The organism is Pseudomonas sp. PA15(2017), from assembly GCF_001945395.1.
Lineage (GTDB): Bacteria > Pseudomonadota > Gammaproteobacteria > Pseudomonadales > Pseudomonadaceae > Aquipseudomonas.
In genome coordinates this window covers 78814-94749 of sequence record NZ_MSXV01000052.1, presented here as the reverse complement: position 1 = coordinate 94749, position 15936 = coordinate 78814, and the positions used below count along the sequence as shown (strand labels likewise).

Here is a 15936-nt window from a genome sequence, read left to right as displayed (position 1 = left end):
GATCATTTCCGGCGGACGGCCCAGTGATTTTCGAGCTGGATCAATCTGCGATCTGCCAGGCCGAAGGCTTCAAAAAAGGGCATGAAAGGGGAGGTGGTAAGCCTCATCTGCAGGGCTCTGTAAAACCACATGCTCGCCCGCCCGCGCTTGCGAGAGGCTAGCAACCGACCGGAGAAGAAAACGGTGAGGAACCCGCACAGAAGCACTGCTGTTGGGATGAGCGGCCAGATACCGGTCACCATGATCAGAAGGATTCCAAGCACCAAGCCGATCATCGCCCCACAGCCGAACGCCAGAAACAGTTCTCCAGACGTCAAACCTCTGAACACCACTGGCGAGCGATTCAGGCGCTCGGGAAGGAATTCGATGGACATCAGAGGATCTCGACGGCCTTGTTGGCCAGCCAAATGACGATGATGAGCAGGCCACCACCAATCAGCACCAAAATAAAGAACTCTGTCCAGGTCGCTTTCTTGGTCGTGACTTCGTTGAATTTCTGAACCACGTTCATCGAAACGACGATGAAGGCGACTGCGGAAATCCCTAAGGCAGCCACTACCGCGATGTCGTATGCATAGTTTTGAAGCAACTGCAGGAACCCACTCCCTTGCCCCCGGCTTGGCGCATCTGGCGTTGGAAGTGCTGCGCAGGACCAGGCTGGTGCTGCCGCAAGCAGGGCGAGCACCAGGCGGGCAACGATATTGTTCGAACGACGTGTCATGGGTGTAGCTCCTAGATTGCGATTACGACGAGGACAACGAAGGCGAGAAGGGCTATGCGTAGAATCGTGAAGCCCAGCTTTTTGAACGCAAGAGACCGGTCGCTCCAGCCCTGGTATGCCGAGAACAGCACCCAGCCCAAGAAAAGGAACAGCACGGCTCCTGTAATCAGCGAGATCAGTAACCCCACTTGAGCGGGCGAGTAGCCGGCTCCGAGGGTGAACGCAGCTTCTTGTTCTGGAGTCATGGCGCACCACGATCGCGGCTGTAATCGCCCGCGATGTCACCAATGTCCCGGGGCTGAGCTCGAGAGGGAGACAGGTATCCGCGTACGCCTTCGGAAATTCGATTGAGGTCAGACCGAACCAGCTCGTAGTCAAATTCGTAGCGGGTGGTTCGCAGATCTCGATTGCTGGCTCGGGCTTGTATCTCAGCCCGCTTGAAGATCGCCTGGACGTTCTCCAGTTGCTTCAAGGCCAGGGTGAGTTCGTTGGTTTCCTGGGGGTTACCACTCGCCCAGGTCGATACGGGGGAGCCGACGGCGAGGACTATGGTTGCCAGCTGGCACAGGCGGCGCCGGCGAGTGGGGTGTGGTGGCATCAAGGCTGACCCAGATTGAATGAACTGGGATCAGCCTCTCTGAAATGATTGCACGGATGAACAGATAACTCTTTTTTGCTTTCCGAGAATTAATTTTCGGCCTCTTTCTGGCGCATCCAGAACAGGTAGAAGCCATCGGTGAGGGAGTAGCTGATGGCACCTCCACCAGCGTGGTTCGCCTGCGGAATGTCATAGATGCCACGCAACACAGGCTGGACGTTAACAAGCCCCCACCCCGCACGTCCCAACTCATTCATCTGGTTCTGGTACTCGTCCAGCGATGAGATATCAGGTGTGGTCTGAGGCAATTCCCGCTTGATAAAAAGCCCCTCTTTTTCTGTCTGATAGCGGATTGAGACGTAGGTGGTTCGATATTCGTAGACGGCCATAAGCTTGCTCCAAGGTTGCTCAGAGATACTTCTTGAACGAGCCTGCCGTGATCGAAACGGCAAGACCGAGTAATGCTGCGCAAGGCAGCAGGATCCAGTTGGGATGAAGTGAGAAGGGCAGCGACAGGTAGATCAGCCAGGATGAGAAAAACAATGGGGCAATCAAGCGTTTGCTGTGGTGGTAAAGGAACGATGACTCGCGCCCTGCGCCAAAACGGCGAATATCCCGACGTACCAATCCATCCACCAAACCAACCAATGTGGCCATAGCAAACAGAGGGCTTGTGAGGACGAGTATGACCAGGCGAACCATGAAAGTGAGCGTCACGTACAGGGTCGCTAGCAGGTAGTCCTCGAGCGCGGTGACGAGATTGTTGGAGTAGACCTGCAGGGCCGATGCCCCTTTAGGAAGCGGCTGCCGCGCTTGCACAATCCATTCAAGGAACCCTGACTTTACAAACAACCATTCGTAGACGGTGTGGGTCAGCTGCTGTGCAGTTTGAATCGGATCAGACATCAGCAAGGATTGAGTAAAATCCTTTGCGATCCAGCCCAGCTCGACCTGCAACATGGCTTGCGAGTGCAGGTAGCCATCCTCGGTCCACCACTTCATGGCCATCCCTATCCATTCGATGACGATGCTCATGAGCAGGGAAAGCAATAGCACCCCAATTGCCAGCTTTGCTTTGTGCAGTACGCCGAATATTCCTTTGGGAGCTTCTTGCGGACGTGGTTGTGTCTGGACTTTGCTAGGTTCTGCCATGTGCGTGCGCCTAGTGCAGGGTTATGCGGGTTGTACGACACGTCAGTAATTGCGGAGCGTGTTCGGGGATTTCGACACAAAGCGTGGCGACTCCGTACGTCGCTCCAGGCGAGGAAGCACAATGTGATAGCCAGTGTGGTGAGAACCCATGCACTTGGAGAAGGCCGAAGAGTTCTTCAGCTGCAAGCCCTATCTGGATCCGCGTCGTCAACTGAAGGATCGCATCCAGATACCGACTTGCCTCGGGCAATGTGATCTTGACGATCTGGAAGCGTTCGTGAGAACCGGCCATTGAGGTGTCGGTATTGCTGTGTTGTGACATCAGGCTATCTCCTGTAGGTCATCCAGTACCGAGTCGTCATCTGGCACTGGGGCCCCTGACCACCACTGGCTGCTCGTGCGGTAATTCTTGCGCATGTAGTTCGCCAAGGTTTCGAGGTTTGGGGGCATCAGGTCGTCGTCATTGGATGCCGGAAGCGGCATACGGATCTTCCAGAGTTGCCCACCTTCAAGTAGGGCAAAGGCCTGGCCCTTCGGCAGGCGAACAATTGACGCTGGTTCGATCATCGGTACGCTGGTGGTGCTGACACGATCCTGTGTATTGGAGGTGAAATCGGTATTGCTGGTCGGGTCGGAAGAGTCTGTTGCACCTGATACGAGTGTCGTCGTGTAGACGTCGACCTTGGGCAGTTGATTGGTCAGCAGCTCGGCTGTCGCGGTCTCACGTACGCGCAGCATGATCAGGTTGTTGAAGTTGCCCACGACTTGACCAGCTTTCGCGCGATTGCCTATCCGCGCTTCGATATCACTCATTGTTTGCGTGTAGGCCGTCACTTGTATGCCGGCGCCACCGCCCTTGTTGATCAAGGGGATGAATTCCTCACCCATCAACTCGTTGAACTCATCGCAGTGCAGGTTTATGGCTACCTTGCTTGACCCCTTCCCAGGCAGGCCATCGTCAATGCCATGTTTATAGATATGACCTGCCACCGATACGAGATCCGCGAACATGGAGTTCCCCACCGCGGATGCGACTTCTGGATCAGACAACGCATCCAAGCCGATATAGACGATCCCACGCTTACGGATGATCTGCTGCCAATCGAAGATCGGACGAGGATCCTCGAGGTCGGTGTAGTTGGGAGCCAGCAATTGGGCGATTTTGCCGGTGGTGAGCTTCTCAAGTAGCGGCAAGAGGCTGGCTACGATTTTGTCGAAATAGGTGCGGTCATAGCGCACGGCCGACCGCAGACCATCCATCACCGGGTCGTGCAACTTGGAGATGGCCAAGTATTGCTCAATGGCCACCACACGCTTGTCCCTTCCCTGCATGTTTCGCGGTATGTTCTTGTCGTTCAGGCCATTCTCGATGTTCACGATGACATCCCAGGCCTTGGGATCTTTCTGCGGCAGCATGAACTGGGCGTACTCGATGAACAGAGCATCGATGTTGACCACGTCACGTTGGATCATCAGGTAATCAGGCCGATGGCCGAGGGCGTTCCGAGCTCTGGCAACAATGTTCACAAAGCGCCAAGCGAATTCCTTGAATGCGGCGCTGTTGCCCTCACTGGCGAGCTGCCCAGAGATACGAGAGGCTACTTCGGAGATCCGGCCGAACCGGCCCACAGCGTTGTAGCGGGCAGAAATCTCAGGCCAACCCAGGTGGAAGACGTAGAAGCTGTCGAGTCGACCGGCACGTTTGGCCTCTGCGTACATGCTACGGAGCATCTCGTCATCACCCTTGGGGTCGAAAACGACAACGACTTCATAGTCTTTTTCTTCCTGGTCTCGATCGGCGATCCAGAATGTCAAAAGCTTCCACAGCCGCGTCCATAGCGATGTTGCGATCTGCCTGGCTCGGCGCTTGAAACGACGAATATCTTGAGTCACCAGCAGCTGGGCCAATCTCGTCTTACCCACCCGGGTAGTGCCCGTGACGAGGGTGTGGCCGACGCGCTCGCCCAGTGGAAGCCACGCCTCTTCTTCGTTTGGCTCTATACCGTGGAGAATTGGGGAACCGCCTACCGGCGGTAACGGGCGAACAGGGTTGAAGGCGCTATCCCATTTCAGCCCACGTTGAACCGCTCGTGCCAGCGGGCTGGGCAGGAGCTTCTGCCCTTCCCGGTCTAGCCGCTTTTCCAACCGGCGCGCAGAGCGGTAGAGCTTGCTGGGTTTGACGTATTTAGCCACTTCGGGTTTGAGGCTGCTGTACAGGCGTTGAGTGTGCTTCTGCTCCCAAAGGAAGCCCTTGCCCAGGAACAGATTGGAAGGGCTGACCGGTACATCGGCACTGGACATCTCATAGCGCGGCAGGCGTCGAATATTGCGTTGATACGTGAGGACGGTCCAGGCGTCGACGCCTCGATGCCAGGCAAGCAACAGAAACGCCGCCGCCATGCCGGCGCCGATGCTGGGGTTCAACGCGATCATCCAGGGCGCCCAGAGGCAAAGTGCGGCAGAGGCCAAGCAGATGGTCGTTGTATAGAGCTCAACTGCTGGGCGAAGCAGGGCCTCGATCACATGCTGTCGCGCCATGGTTACTGCTCGACCGAGCTTCTGGTGATCAGCGCAGGGTAGTGGCGAAGCCCAATGCGCTGTGCAAAGTCGTCGACGTGCATGGGCTTTACTGCCAGGCCTGGAACAGCTTGGCGTATGCGATCAAGAGAGGCTTGGTCACGCACGTTTACCGCCCACCCAATCGCCTGCAGGCGCCGCAATGTGTCCTGGTGCTGCTGCAGCCAGCTCAGCGACATGCTGTCATCACCGACAACGAACAGAGGGGCCGGGAGTGTCGCGAGAGTGACTGGCTTTGCGTCGACTTTTCCTGGAGTGAGCTGGCTCAATACCGGCAGCATCTGTTCGGTGCTGACCGGATGAGACAGCATAGGTGCTGGCGTCTGTAAGGCTTTGGTTTCCAGGTTCAAGCTGTCATAGAAGGGGGCTGCGGGTATTCCGCCATGATCCGCCACAACTGTCATTGCACTGGAGAGGCTTGGCGCAAGCAAGACAGTGCATGCGATGAGGTACTGAATGGCTTTCATGATTGACCTTCAATGTTGGGAGATGGGAAAGGAGCAGGACTGGGCGCAGATCTGGCCCAGTCGGCTCCGCACTTGTGCCCGGTAGCGCCTGGCCGGTGTACCGCCGGCAGGGCGGTGATACTTGCCCGCTGCATCTAGCCAGTCACCCGTTGTGTCGAAATACCGCCGCAACTGCTTCGATGCGGCTGACAGGTTGGCGTACGGATCCAGCGCATCGCAGGGGTGGGAGAACCACTCCTTGCCCACATATCCCCAGTTCTGCTGAGTCAAACCGATGTCTACGCCCCGCTCACCGTGCTTTTGAATACCTTCCAGGGCAGCCCGGCAGGCTTCTTCACGGGTACTGAAGTACATTGCCTTGCCCTTGACGTTGAGTGTCCAGGGCCAGGGGAAGTAGCCGATGCGTAACTTTGCGTTGCTCTCGGTCTTAGCAACGGCATAGAGAAGTTCGGATGGCGTGCCCGCCGTGTGGCCGGCGAGCTGGTATGCAGGCGGTGGTACCTCTGGCCATTGTGCCCAGGCCGTTTCAGCTGCCGCGCTCGCAAGCAGCAGAGCTATCACAGATCCACGGGCAGCCATTTATCACCAGCTCGTTTGAACGCTGCAGGGAGACTGCCAGTGAGGCCGCCAAGGTCGAGCCATTGCCCGTTGTCATGGTTGAGAGTTATCTGTCTGGATCGAACCTGTTCAGGAGGGATACCTGCATCCTGAGCCCATCGGCGGATCACCTGGTCATCGTTGCTGGTACCGACGATGAATAGATCGAAATCGGTTCCCGCTGTGAGCAAGGTGGCCACCGCTTCTTCACAGCTGCTACAGGATGGAGAGACGAATACCAAAAGCCGTCCGGTTGTCATGTCGGGCTGGATCGGCTGGGTCAGGTTTGTCGTGCTCGAGGCGATGGGCAGGAGATCCGGATAAAGTCGAATCCAGGCAGCATCGTATTCGCGCTGAAACGCCAGCTCTTGTTCAACTCGCTGCTTCTCAATGCGAACTAGCAGCTCGGCGTATCGTCGCCGTTGCGCATCGGTTTCAGCGTTTAAGCCGAGACTTGTTATTGGATCGAGCCCGGGTGACCAGATGCCGCGGGGGCCGGCCTGGATCTGCTTGTATTGGCGCCATTCCGATTCGTCCAGGTTCCAGGCTTTGGCCGTGGCAGCCTCCTGAGAGGTCGATTCAATTTTAGTTACTTCGGGCTTGGTGCTGTCCGCTATAGCATTGCCGACTATGAGAGCCGGTAGCATGAGTGCAATACGCAATACTGTTCTGGGCATGTTTATTCCTAGTTACCGAACGCTGACCACTCGCTCTTCCCCACTTGCAAGGAATGCGGCTGAGTTGTTATCCAGGCGAATCAACTTCCAGTTCTGATAGGCCTCGCCTGCACGTAGGAGCTGAATCTCGTCCAGACTGGCTGCGCCTTCCCGGGCAACCGACGCGAATGCTTCACCGGCACGGGTCTCAATGCCGAGTAGTACGAAGGGGGGTGGTGCTGGAATAGGCTTTGACGGCTGCTTGGCAACGCGAGCCGAGGCCGCAGGAACTGGGCGTTTTTGAGGCTGAACTACAGGCTTGGGAGAAGGAGAGGTGGCCTTCTTCAGTCTGATGAAGTCCTCGGTGAGCTGCTCAAGTTGCGCTGCAATCACTACGCGCAGCTCTGAGGTGTCAGCTTGCGACCGGCCGAGAGAGCGTGTTGTCGCCTCTACCTCTGAGAGGCGCGCCTCTACGGATCCAAGTTGGGCGTTGTTGGCATTTGCGGTCTCGAGGGATTGCTTCAGGTCAGCCTGTGTAGATTCCAATGCATCGATGCTGCTGGAAAACCCTTCGACCTGGTTCATTATTCGGTCTGCCGACTTGGTGCTGTTCCAAGTGGCGTACTGCATCGCTGAAAGCCATGCAAACTGGCCAAGTTGCAGTACAACCAGTACGCCCATGCCAATCTTGAAATTACGTGATGCCATGTCCCTTACCGCCCATCGAATCGGTTGCGATCGATAGGCTGCGGCAGGAGAGAGGAGCGCTCAATGGGAATTCAAAATTCCGGTGGCGAGGATTTATGGTGAGCGAGGTTGTGAGCCAAGGGCAGGGCTCAGTTGACGACCACAATTGCGCCCTCAGGCACTACGGCAGGCAGGGATATGTTGGTGGTTCCGGCTTTTAGGGAGACCAGAACACCCGCTTTGCTCACCCCTATTGATACGGACTCAGTACGCTCTAGCAGAGCTGCGGCTAGTCCGGGGGTAGGAGTGGAGTAATAGGTATAGGTTGCGCCCCCGAGGATCGAGGCATGCAGCCCGGCAGGCTTGTGGTACCAGGCGGGGAAGGATAGAGCCGCATCATTCGGAGTGCCGGTGAAGGCGGGATTCAGTCGAGCATACTCAGCTGCTGCGGATCGATAGACGAGTAGGCTTCTGCTAAGGGCATCGATGCTGGCCTGCTCGGATGTCACCACATCCTGGTACTGAACATGAGAGAGAATTCCGGCAGAGATGACCAGGAAGGTCAGCACAATCCAGTGGAAATACATTGGAAAGCCTAGATTTATTGGGGAAGACCTTCGGACGGTATATTGATGACACTATTCAGTGCCATAACAATTCATATTCTAGCGCTCGGCTGATTTGCTGACGCACCGAAACAAGGCTTTCGGCTGTATGTTGAGCGAGCTCCGCAACAACGAAATTCCAACCGATTGTTTTATAATCTACCAGATAACTGCCGTCGGAAGTGAGAATGTCGCCTGCTTAGGCGTATATAGGTTTGCCACCCGAGCACGTCAGTTAGCGGCCAGGTCTATGGATTTAGGTCTCAATACGGCCAAAAGGCACATCAACACCACCTTTGCGAAGGTCAGGATCCTTACTACTCCTGCCCGTCAAGCTACCGCCGAACCCTCTTGTTCCAGGATGAGCGAGACCAACTATTCTTGTGTGTCCTTCTAGCTTGCGAATTACCACGGAGTTGGTCGGTACAGATGCAGTTGCCCGCAAGTATGTATGGGATGCGCAGGAATATTCAATTACTGCTTAAAGCAGTCCATGTAACCGTAAGCGGGTACTCCGGGCCATTGGCCGTTGTAAAACCGGCATTGATCACTACCCTCATAGGTAGCGCCGAAGTAGCGATCAGCGCGTTTGTCATCCATTGACATATGACTACAACCCAGCCGTTTGTAGCCGGCCGGGCATGTAAGGACGGATTGAGTATAAAAGGTTGTACTTAGTTGGATCGTTTCGAGGCCTGCAGAGGGTCCTTTCCACACACCGGATTGGCAAGAAGAGGTGAGGCACTGACAGCTCAGGGGAGCACCTAGACTATTTTTCGATTGCAGGCCGATTTTGGGGCACGCGGCCCCTTCGCTGGCAACACTCCCGATATCTAAATATTCACCGATGGATGCTCTACCGTCGGTTTGTATTGTCCCAGCACTGATACGACCGCCAGTGGCGAGCCCCTTATCGTTATAGATCCGCACAAATTCCGCGTCCGACTGATAGAACCCTCCGCCCCACTTCTCGCTGTACCAACCGGTATCACCACGGGTTCTGAACCAGCCGCCCGTGTAAGTTTCCCCCGTCACATCTGCTGTTGCAGTCTTGATTGTGTTGGTCGCGGTCAGGTTGCTAGTTGTTATGTCGCCGACGTTGCTTATATTGTTGCCGCCCATTCTGATTTCAGTCGACATGGTATTGAGTTCTGGGCGTCCAGGTACCGCGTGTCGGTAGAGGTAGTCATTCGCCAGCTCGCCATCCATCAGAAATAGGGCGCTGGCAGTATGACCAGCGCCTGGACTGATGGCGTAGTTGCTTAGTGTGACTTGCCAACCGCCTCGCACCCCCTGAATTACATTCGGCGCGGTTGACGAGATGAACCCTCCTGGCCCACCTAAGTTCTCAGCGATCGTTCTTATTCCAATCTCGGGGATGGCCTGGCCCCCTGTTGTGATAACAATGGCCTCCAGCTGATTTGGATTCGGCCTTCGGGCCAATCCGGTGATCGTTTGGCCGAAGAGGTTTGTTGCACTGAATCCACTGGGCAAGTAATTGGTATTGCGCAGCATTGAAACACTGATCTGTGCAGGAGCATTGGCGGTAGCGCTGCTAAGTACAGTGCTGTAGTTGTCCTTCAAATATTTTGATAGAGCCTCAGCGACGGTACGCTGCTGATCTGCAGCGATCCTGTAGTCCTGCTGATCCAGCATCCTGGTAGTCCAGGCAGTGGCCAGGCCAATGAGGATGGTAAGCACAATAAGCGCCATGACTGCATCCAGGCCAAGAAACCCTGCTTGTCTGCGTTTACTGATCATTCCAGAGGCTCCTTGAGGATTGATGCGCAATGTCTTGCTCGAGCGTGGCGATCTGGCCGGAACGAAGTTTTTCCCGGATGCCGGCGCCGTCGTGGCCGGTGAAGGAGAGGCACTGCAGCTTGAGGTGTTTGATTCCAGAGGGACTGGTGATCAGCGTCTGGTGGATCACGGCAATGAGCCCTTGAGCCAGAATGTGCCGCGCGTTCGGTAACTGGGGCTGGGCCAGGACGGCAAGCCGCTCGATACCCTGAATGACGTTGCCGGAGTGCCCGGTGCAGATGATCAGGTGACCGTTGATAGACGCCTGGACGACCTGGACTGCAGTGGGGGTATCGCGTACCTCGCCCACGAGCAGCAGCTCTGCGCGGGTGCGTAGCGCTCGGATCAGCGCTTCTTCGTAACCGCCATGCCGGCGCGACACCGGAATCTGTATGCAGCGGCCTGGGCCGTGTTCGCCATGCAGCAGCGGTTCGGGTGGGTCTTCGACGGTCAACGCGGTACCGCCGTGTGCCTCCAGCCTGGCTTTTATTATTGATGCGGCACTGGAGGTCTTGCCTGAACCCATCTCGCCGCAGATGAACACGAGCCCGCGGATGGACTCGTACATCAGCGAGGTATGCAGTTCTTCAGGCAGCCCCAGGTTATCCAGAGGAAGGATCTGCACCGAGGATTTATTGAGCACGAAGACTTGCTTGGCATTCACGTCCTGGAGCTGCGTGACGCGAAGAACCATACCGTTGACGATCAATGAGAACTCGGGCTCTTGAGTTGCGCTGAAGTGGTCGTTGCAACGCTGCAGCAGATCCTGCAGGTCGTTTTCCCAATCATCAGGTGCTCGTACGCGACGAGGCTGCCCAGGCAGCCCCTTTACGTCAGCAAAGCCGTCCCCAAGGTAAAGATCCACGAATTCAGCTTCGGCGATGACACTCACTGGAGGATCCTTCAGTAGGTGGTCCAGGCGATTGTGTTCGAATCAGAAGAGCAACTCGTGGTGGCGGCTGCTGCTTGAACTTCACCAGTTGTGGCGGAACCGCCGTTGATGGCTGTCGTTGTCTGACGATCTTTCGCAACTTTCGTGGCTAGGGTGATGCATGCGCTTTTAGGAATGGCCCTCTCTGTGATGGTAAAAGTCATTCCATTGCTGGCGATAGTCACTCCGCCGTTCCACTGGTTGAGCAGGGTGGTACCAGAAACGCCCATGGATCCCGTGCCTTCAATGGCAATGAGTGAAGGAACCAGGTTCTGTCCCGATGCCCCGTAGCCAGTCGACCCCTTGAGTTTTTTGGTGTTGGCGATCAGCGTACTGATGTTGCTCTGCTCGATCGCCACGTCGGAGCTGCCAAGCATTCTCCAACTCATCCAGAGAATGAACCCGAGAGCGACTACCACCAGCATGAGCCAGAACAGTCCGTCGATTGATAAGAAACCGCGTTGTTGCGAGTTGCTGCCAGAGACTTTCATGCCCCTTACCCCTTTAGTGTGGTGTTTAAAAATTTGCGGATTCGGTGGCATTGCCGGCCAACATGAAGACCCCGATGACGACCAGGATCATGAGGGCACCCATGCAGACTGAGGACAGAGCGATCAGTGACTTGGATATGGCATTTACGTGCTCCAGCATTTGCTTCAGCCAGCGGTTGGCGAATCGCTCCATTGACTCGGCGAAGCCTTTGCGCGGGGCGAGAACCTCCAGGAAGTGGATGGCCATCGTGTCGGGGAATTGATGGTTGGAGAGCTTCAGCGCCTGGCCGAAGTTCTTGCCGGAGCTGACGCCGTAGTGGATGGCATCCAGCCGCTCACGCAACCAGGGTGTTGCGCTTCGTTTAAGGGTGTCGAGCGCATCGAGCTGGTTGATGCCGGTGCGAAGCATCACCGACATGTTGAGCAGGAAGATCGACCCCTGAAGAGTCTTGTAGATTGACCATGGCGGAATGCCTTCAAGGCGTAGCCTCGCCGTTTGAAGGATCTTGCTCAGTTGGATCTTCCAACTGGGGCTTGTTGGCGTGACCTTGAGTCCGCAGAAGTAGGGCAATGTAAGTATCGAGGTGACAATCAGTGCCACGGCCGCGACTACGATGAACACTCCGTAGTGGGTGACCACATTTGACAGCAAGTACAGGAATGCTGGGATGCCAGTCCAGCTATCAGGGTCGCTACGCCGAGACATCGAAGGAACCAGCCACAGGGCGATCACGTACAGCAGTACCCACATGAGACTCCATGTGAGCGATGGCAGCGCGACAACTGAAAGAACCAAGCGTGATACTTGCTGGCGAACTTCGATAATGCGGACGCAATCGCGAAATGCTTGCACCAGGCCACCGGTTTCCTCCCCCGTCTCGATCAGTGACGTCTCGTCGTACGGGAATCTCGCCCGGCAAGCGTCAGCCAGCGTCTTACCGCCGCGAACACCCATGGCGACTTCAGCGCAGACAATTGACACCGGGTGGAGGTCGCGTCCACCGTTACTGAAAGCTTTCTCGACTGTCTCAAGTGCTTCCTCGATGGGAATACCGTCCTCGAGGACACCCATGAGGCTCTCGTAGAACTGTATGCGCTCCATCTTTCCAAACTGGGCAGCATAGAAACCCTCTACCTTTGCGCGCCACGCCTCACGCAGTCCATCATAGAAGTCCTGAACCTCAGCAAGCATGAGTGAGCTCCAGGATCTGCCGGTCGAAGTCCAGTGGGCCGATGACGGTTTCGGCATGCCGAGGATCGATGTCGCCGTTTCCGATTTTTGTGATGGCGTGGGCGATCTTGGTGATCCCGCCCATTTCCTTTACCCAGTGCCGGCGTGCAGCGCTGGCACCTTGTTCGGCGAACACCTTCATGAACATAAGGTCAGTCAGTAGCACCTCTGCGACCACGGTTCGACCAATTACACCAAGTCCCTTGCAGTGCTGGCAGCCATCGCCCCGCAGGTTGGTTTTGTCCAGGATCTGCAACTGCTCCAACCTGGCATGCAGCCCCGCGTCCAACTGGTCAAGATGATCTCCCGCCGGTACCCGACACTCAGGGCACAATACGGGGAGCAGGGATTGATTGATGATGCCGGTCATCAATGCTGGGTCGGTGATCAGGTACTGATCAACACCCATATCGCCCAGGCGCTGCAGCGAAGCAACAGCATTGTTGGTATGGAGGGTGGACCACACTAAGTGTCCGGTCATACCCCCGCGAAATGCTGCCTGAGCTGAGGCCAGGTCACGGATTTCCCCATACATAAGGGAGTCAGGGTCGAGGCGCATTGAGTTAGTGATGGCCTCATCCCAAGTCTCGCCGGTACCAAGTGGGGACTGGTTGGCGCGACAGCGATACTCGGGTGGATCCTCAACGGTAAGGATGTGCTTGGAGTTACGACATTCTTCATCCTGAAGGTCGATGTTCACCTGCAGGGTCTTCGACTTGCCCGAGCCGGTAGGCCCGGTGATAAGGTTCACGCCATAGGGCAGGCTACGCAGCCTGGCGAACTGCAGGATCTGCTCGGGTAGAAAACCCAGATCCTCCAGGCTCATCTTGGACTTGTCGTCGTACAGCAGCCGCATGACCATAAGCGGCCCCTCTACAAGAGGGCGTGTAGCGATACGCGCACCGAACAAGCCCAACTGCTCGACGAACTTGCGGCTCACCCGAGCATCCTGGGGAATTTGAGGCTGGAAGTGGTCTTTCGTCACGTCGCACATGCTGTTGTAAAGCGCTGCGCATAGTTCGCGCCCAACCGCGCTTTTCTCCTGGCCTGCTTCCCAGAGCAGGCCGTGGACACGGTATTTGATACGGGTGATTTCGTGGCCGACCACGATGTGTACGTCACTGGCGCCACGCTGGTGAGCGTCGGCCAAGATGGCTACCGCTTGGGCCTGGCGGTCGGTTTCTACCTGGGTAGAGGACAACACCAGATGCTCCGTGGACTGGTATATCGCTTTGATGTCGGTCATAGAACAGGTCGTGAGCTCGTACTCAACCCCTTCGTGCTCGAGCTGATCCATAAAGGCCATGATGTAGGGATCGGTACGGTGTTGAGCAGAAACGTGGAGTTTGCCGTCCACTGTCAGGGCGCAGAGTTGGCGTAGATCCGGCTTGAGTTCAAACCGTCCTCCAGGTGCTGTGAGTACCGAGCGGCGAGGAAACAGCTCCACCAGGGTTTCTGCTGCAGATGCTTCTGCGATGTTCGGCGTGTTTTCAACGATGGAAGTCATACTCGTATCCTCAATGCTCTGCAGGCGCCAGTCCGGGTATTGCCGGTGGTGTTGAGGCTGGGAGATAGCTGACGCTACTTGGAGCTCGCTCAGAGAAGCCCAAGAGAAAGCGCTTGCCGCTACGTTCCAGAACTACGGCTTCTAGCGTGATTTGGGCAACACGGAAGTCACCCGGTAGGTCGCGTGAGCCAGCAGTGACCTCTACCTCGATCCCCGAGCTGTACAGCAGCGTTGCGCGCAGCTTGTTGGACGACCCGGTAATGGCTTTGATGACCGGTAGGTCTTGTTGCCTTGGAGGCTGATCGGCCGACATGGGGGGGCTGGCCGGGATTTGGGCGGGGTAGCTGGATACTGGATTCGAACTGGCGGCGCCGCTACCGGCCGCCCGTTCTGCTTTCGCCCGTTCTGCCTGGGCATTGAAGAGGATGGTTTGGCTCTGCACGATGCCGAGCTCGCCGACATTGATACCGGATAGGTCTGCTTGGGCAGCCTCGACGTGCGTAGAGATGAATGAGGCCACCAGCAGTGCGGTGAGTAACGCTAGGTGAGGGCACCAGGGCTTTTTCAATTCAGGGTTATTTTGCATAGAGATCACCTGTTACAGACCACATGAGGAGCTCGGACTGGAGCTCTGTCTTTATTTCGCGCAGGCGTAGGCCCTGGGTCGGGGCGCCGTTGAGGGAGTCGAAGGGGAGGATGCCGGAGACGTAGTTCAGCTCGAACTGCTTCCATTGTGGCGGTGGTGGTGGTGGAGGCGCTGGTTCACCAGGTAGTGCTGCTTGTTGCGGCACAACGACTGGCACCTCTTTCAAGGTGGGTTCCTGGGCAAAGCCATGGAGCCAGGAGGAAAGGCTGGCCAGCGCATCAATTGCCTCGGCCAGCGGCTCGTCGCCGGCGGCAGGCAATGAGATATCGAACTTCAACGTTGCGGAGTTGCCATCGTCGAAGAATGCTGGTAGATCCGAGAAGTAGTCGGTTGTTGCGGCTATCAATTGATCGGCAGTGCTATTGCTTCCCGATCGTTTGTATGAGGCCAAAACCTGAGCGCCGTCGCATTGAGCATTAGCGAAGGCCCAACCGTGAATGTTGAGCGGCAACTGGTATATGACTTCGCTACAGCCTTTCACAAAGGTAGATACACCAGGGCGTTTCGCCCACGGATGTTCTAGCGCTTGCTCGGGTTGCTCGGCGCCGCTCTCTTCCTTCAGTCTGGCCAATTCCTCAAGGCGCTTCTGCTCTGCGGCAAGTCTGGCCTCGAGCTGGATCTTGTCCTGGTAGGCTTGCCACTGCATCCATCCAGTCAGCCCTGCGGCGAGTATCAATCCCACTACTATCAACTGTGCCAGCTCTGCTTTCGACAAGCCGAACATCAGTGGACGCAATCTATACTCGCGCTTCAGCTTCGAAGGGTGGAGCAGCTCATCGATGTCGGCCGCGGTGCCGCCCATGCCGAATTCAGGTGGCAGATACCAGTCATCAAACTCAATGCCGCGGCTGCGCTGCTGAGCCACACGTCGACGAATCTCGGCCTCTGTGCCTATCAGGTCGCAGCCCGGGATGATCCCCCCTTTGTGAACCGCAACAACCGCGAATCGATCTTCGACCAAGTCAACACGCCACGCAGCGATCCAGGAGTCACCCAACTGGCCCGCCAGAGTAGCGGCCAACGAATACATCCCCTTCGTGACACCGTCGCTACGGGAGACAAACCCGGCCTGGATGATGCCCGGTGTTCTGCGGATGGCCACGATATCGAGGTTGTTTTCCTTGCCGAACTGGCGGGCCTCCTTCATGTAACTCGTCACGCTTCCCAGCGGGTGCCAGCGCAGGCCGGTCACGAAAGATCGACCGCGATGGACGATAATCTGAGTGCGTGAGGTTCGAGGTGGTTGAAGCTGTTCAGTGCTCATTCGGCC

The 15936-nt window shown here is 56.6% G+C and carries 20 protein-coding genes; all 20 read right to left on the bottom strand.

The annotated features are described in order from the left end of the window. Positions 1-2: 2 nt before the first annotated feature. Positions 3-374, bottom strand: coding sequence for a TIGR03750 family conjugal transfer protein (locus tag BVH03_RS17805; RefSeq protein WP_218189549.1), 372 nt, complete (start codon positions 372-374; stop codon positions 3-5). Next, on the bottom strand, positions 374-721 hold the full coding sequence (locus BVH03_RS17800) for a TIGR03745 family integrating conjugative element membrane protein (RefSeq protein ID WP_075962414.1): 348 nt from the start codon (positions 719-721) through the stop codon (positions 374-376). The genes BVH03_RS17805 and BVH03_RS17800 overlap by 1 nt, the downstream gene beginning before the upstream one ends. Before the next feature lie 11 nt (positions 722-732). Beyond that, complete coding sequence (locus tag BVH03_RS17795) at positions 733-966, bottom strand: TIGR03758 family integrating conjugative element protein (protein ID WP_075962413.1); 234 nt, start codon at positions 964-966, stop codon at positions 733-735. Continuing rightward, on the bottom strand, positions 963-1319 hold the full coding sequence (locus BVH03_RS17790) for an RAQPRD family integrative conjugative element protein (protein WP_083640099.1): 357 nt from the start codon (positions 1317-1319) through the stop codon (positions 963-965). Before BVH03_RS17790 ends, BVH03_RS17795 begins: the two co-directional genes overlap by 4 nt. Positions 1320-1408: 89 nt before the next feature. Then, positions 1409-1708 carry a hypothetical protein gene (locus tag BVH03_RS17785; protein ID WP_075962412.1) on the bottom strand — a complete coding sequence of 100 codons (300 nt, stop codon included), beginning with the start codon at positions 1706-1708 and terminating at the stop codon, positions 1409-1411. Between the two features lie 19 nt (positions 1709-1727). After that, entirely contained in the window at positions 1728-2471 is a 744-nt protein-coding gene (locus tag BVH03_RS17780; protein ID WP_075962411.1) for a TIGR03747 family integrating conjugative element membrane protein, read from the bottom strand. Positions 2472-2481: 10 nt separating this feature from the next. Further along, complete coding sequence (locus tag BVH03_RS26065; RefSeq protein ID WP_143485997.1) at positions 2482-2793, bottom strand: hypothetical protein; 312 nt, start codon at positions 2791-2793, stop codon at positions 2482-2484. Next, positions 2793-5009: a type IV conjugative transfer system coupling protein TraD gene (gene traD, locus BVH03_RS17775; RefSeq protein WP_075962410.1), complete on the bottom strand. Its 2217-nt coding sequence runs from the start codon at positions 5007-5009 to the stop codon at positions 2793-2795. The genes BVH03_RS26065 and traD overlap by 1 nt, the downstream gene beginning before the upstream one ends. A gap of 2 nt (positions 5010-5011) precedes the next feature. Continuing rightward, positions 5012-5515, bottom strand: coding sequence for an integrating conjugative element protein (locus BVH03_RS17770; RefSeq protein ID WP_075962409.1), 504 nt, complete (start codon positions 5513-5515; stop codon positions 5012-5014). Positions 5516-5524: 9 nt separating this feature from the next. After that, on the bottom strand, positions 5525-6094 hold the full coding sequence (locus BVH03_RS17765; RefSeq protein WP_083640098.1) for a transglycosylase SLT domain-containing protein: 570 nt from the start codon (positions 6092-6094) through the stop codon (positions 5525-5527). Next, on the bottom strand, positions 6073-6789 hold the full coding sequence (locus BVH03_RS17760; protein WP_075962408.1) for a TIGR03759 family integrating conjugative element protein: 717 nt from the start codon (positions 6787-6789) through the stop codon (positions 6073-6075). Before BVH03_RS17760 ends, BVH03_RS17765 begins: the two co-directional genes overlap by 22 nt. 12 nt (positions 6790-6801) lie before the next feature. After that, positions 6802-7476 carry a hypothetical protein gene (locus BVH03_RS17755; protein WP_143485996.1) on the bottom strand — a complete coding sequence of 225 codons (675 nt, stop codon included), beginning with the start codon at positions 7474-7476 and terminating at the stop codon, positions 6802-6804. A gap of 128 nt (positions 7477-7604) precedes the next feature. Further along, positions 7605-8042, bottom strand: coding sequence for a type IV pilus biogenesis protein PilM (pilM, locus tag BVH03_RS17750; protein WP_075962406.1), 438 nt, complete (start codon positions 8040-8042; stop codon positions 7605-7607). Positions 8043-8534: 492 nt separating this feature from the next. Continuing rightward, entirely contained in the window at positions 8535-9821 is a 1287-nt protein-coding gene (gene pilV, locus BVH03_RS17745) for a shufflon system plasmid conjugative transfer pilus tip adhesin PilV (protein WP_075962405.1), read from the bottom strand. After that, positions 9811-10752: an ATPase, T2SS/T4P/T4SS family gene (locus BVH03_RS17740; protein ID WP_075962404.1), complete on the bottom strand. Its 942-nt coding sequence runs from the start codon at positions 10750-10752 to the stop codon at positions 9811-9813. The genes pilV and BVH03_RS17740 overlap by 11 nt, the downstream gene beginning before the upstream one ends. 11 nt (positions 10753-10763) lie before the next feature. Further along, positions 10764-11282, bottom strand: a complete 519-nt coding sequence (locus tag BVH03_RS17735; protein ID WP_075962403.1) for a type 4 pilus major pilin — start codon at positions 11280-11282, stop codon at positions 10764-10766. A 25-nt stretch (positions 11283-11307) separates the two neighbouring features. Then, entirely contained in the window at positions 11308-12474 is a 1167-nt protein-coding gene (locus BVH03_RS17730; RefSeq protein ID WP_075962402.1) for a type II secretion system F family protein, read from the bottom strand. Further along, positions 12464-14020, bottom strand: coding sequence for a GspE/PulE family protein (locus BVH03_RS17725; protein ID WP_075962401.1), 1557 nt, complete (start codon positions 14018-14020; stop codon positions 12464-12466). The genes BVH03_RS17730 and BVH03_RS17725 overlap by 11 nt, the downstream gene beginning before the upstream one ends. A gap of 10 nt (positions 14021-14030) precedes the next feature. Beyond that, a complete protein-coding gene (gene pilP, locus BVH03_RS17720) occupies positions 14031-14606 on the bottom strand; it encodes a type IV pilus biogenesis protein PilP (protein WP_075962400.1) in 576 nt (191 codons plus the stop codon). Then, a complete protein-coding gene (pilO2, locus tag BVH03_RS17715) occupies positions 14596-15930 on the bottom strand; it encodes a type 4b pilus protein PilO2 (protein ID WP_075962399.1) in 1335 nt (444 codons plus the stop codon). The genes pilP and pilO2 overlap by 11 nt, the downstream gene beginning before the upstream one ends. Between the last annotated feature and the right edge of the window lie 6 nt (positions 15931-15936).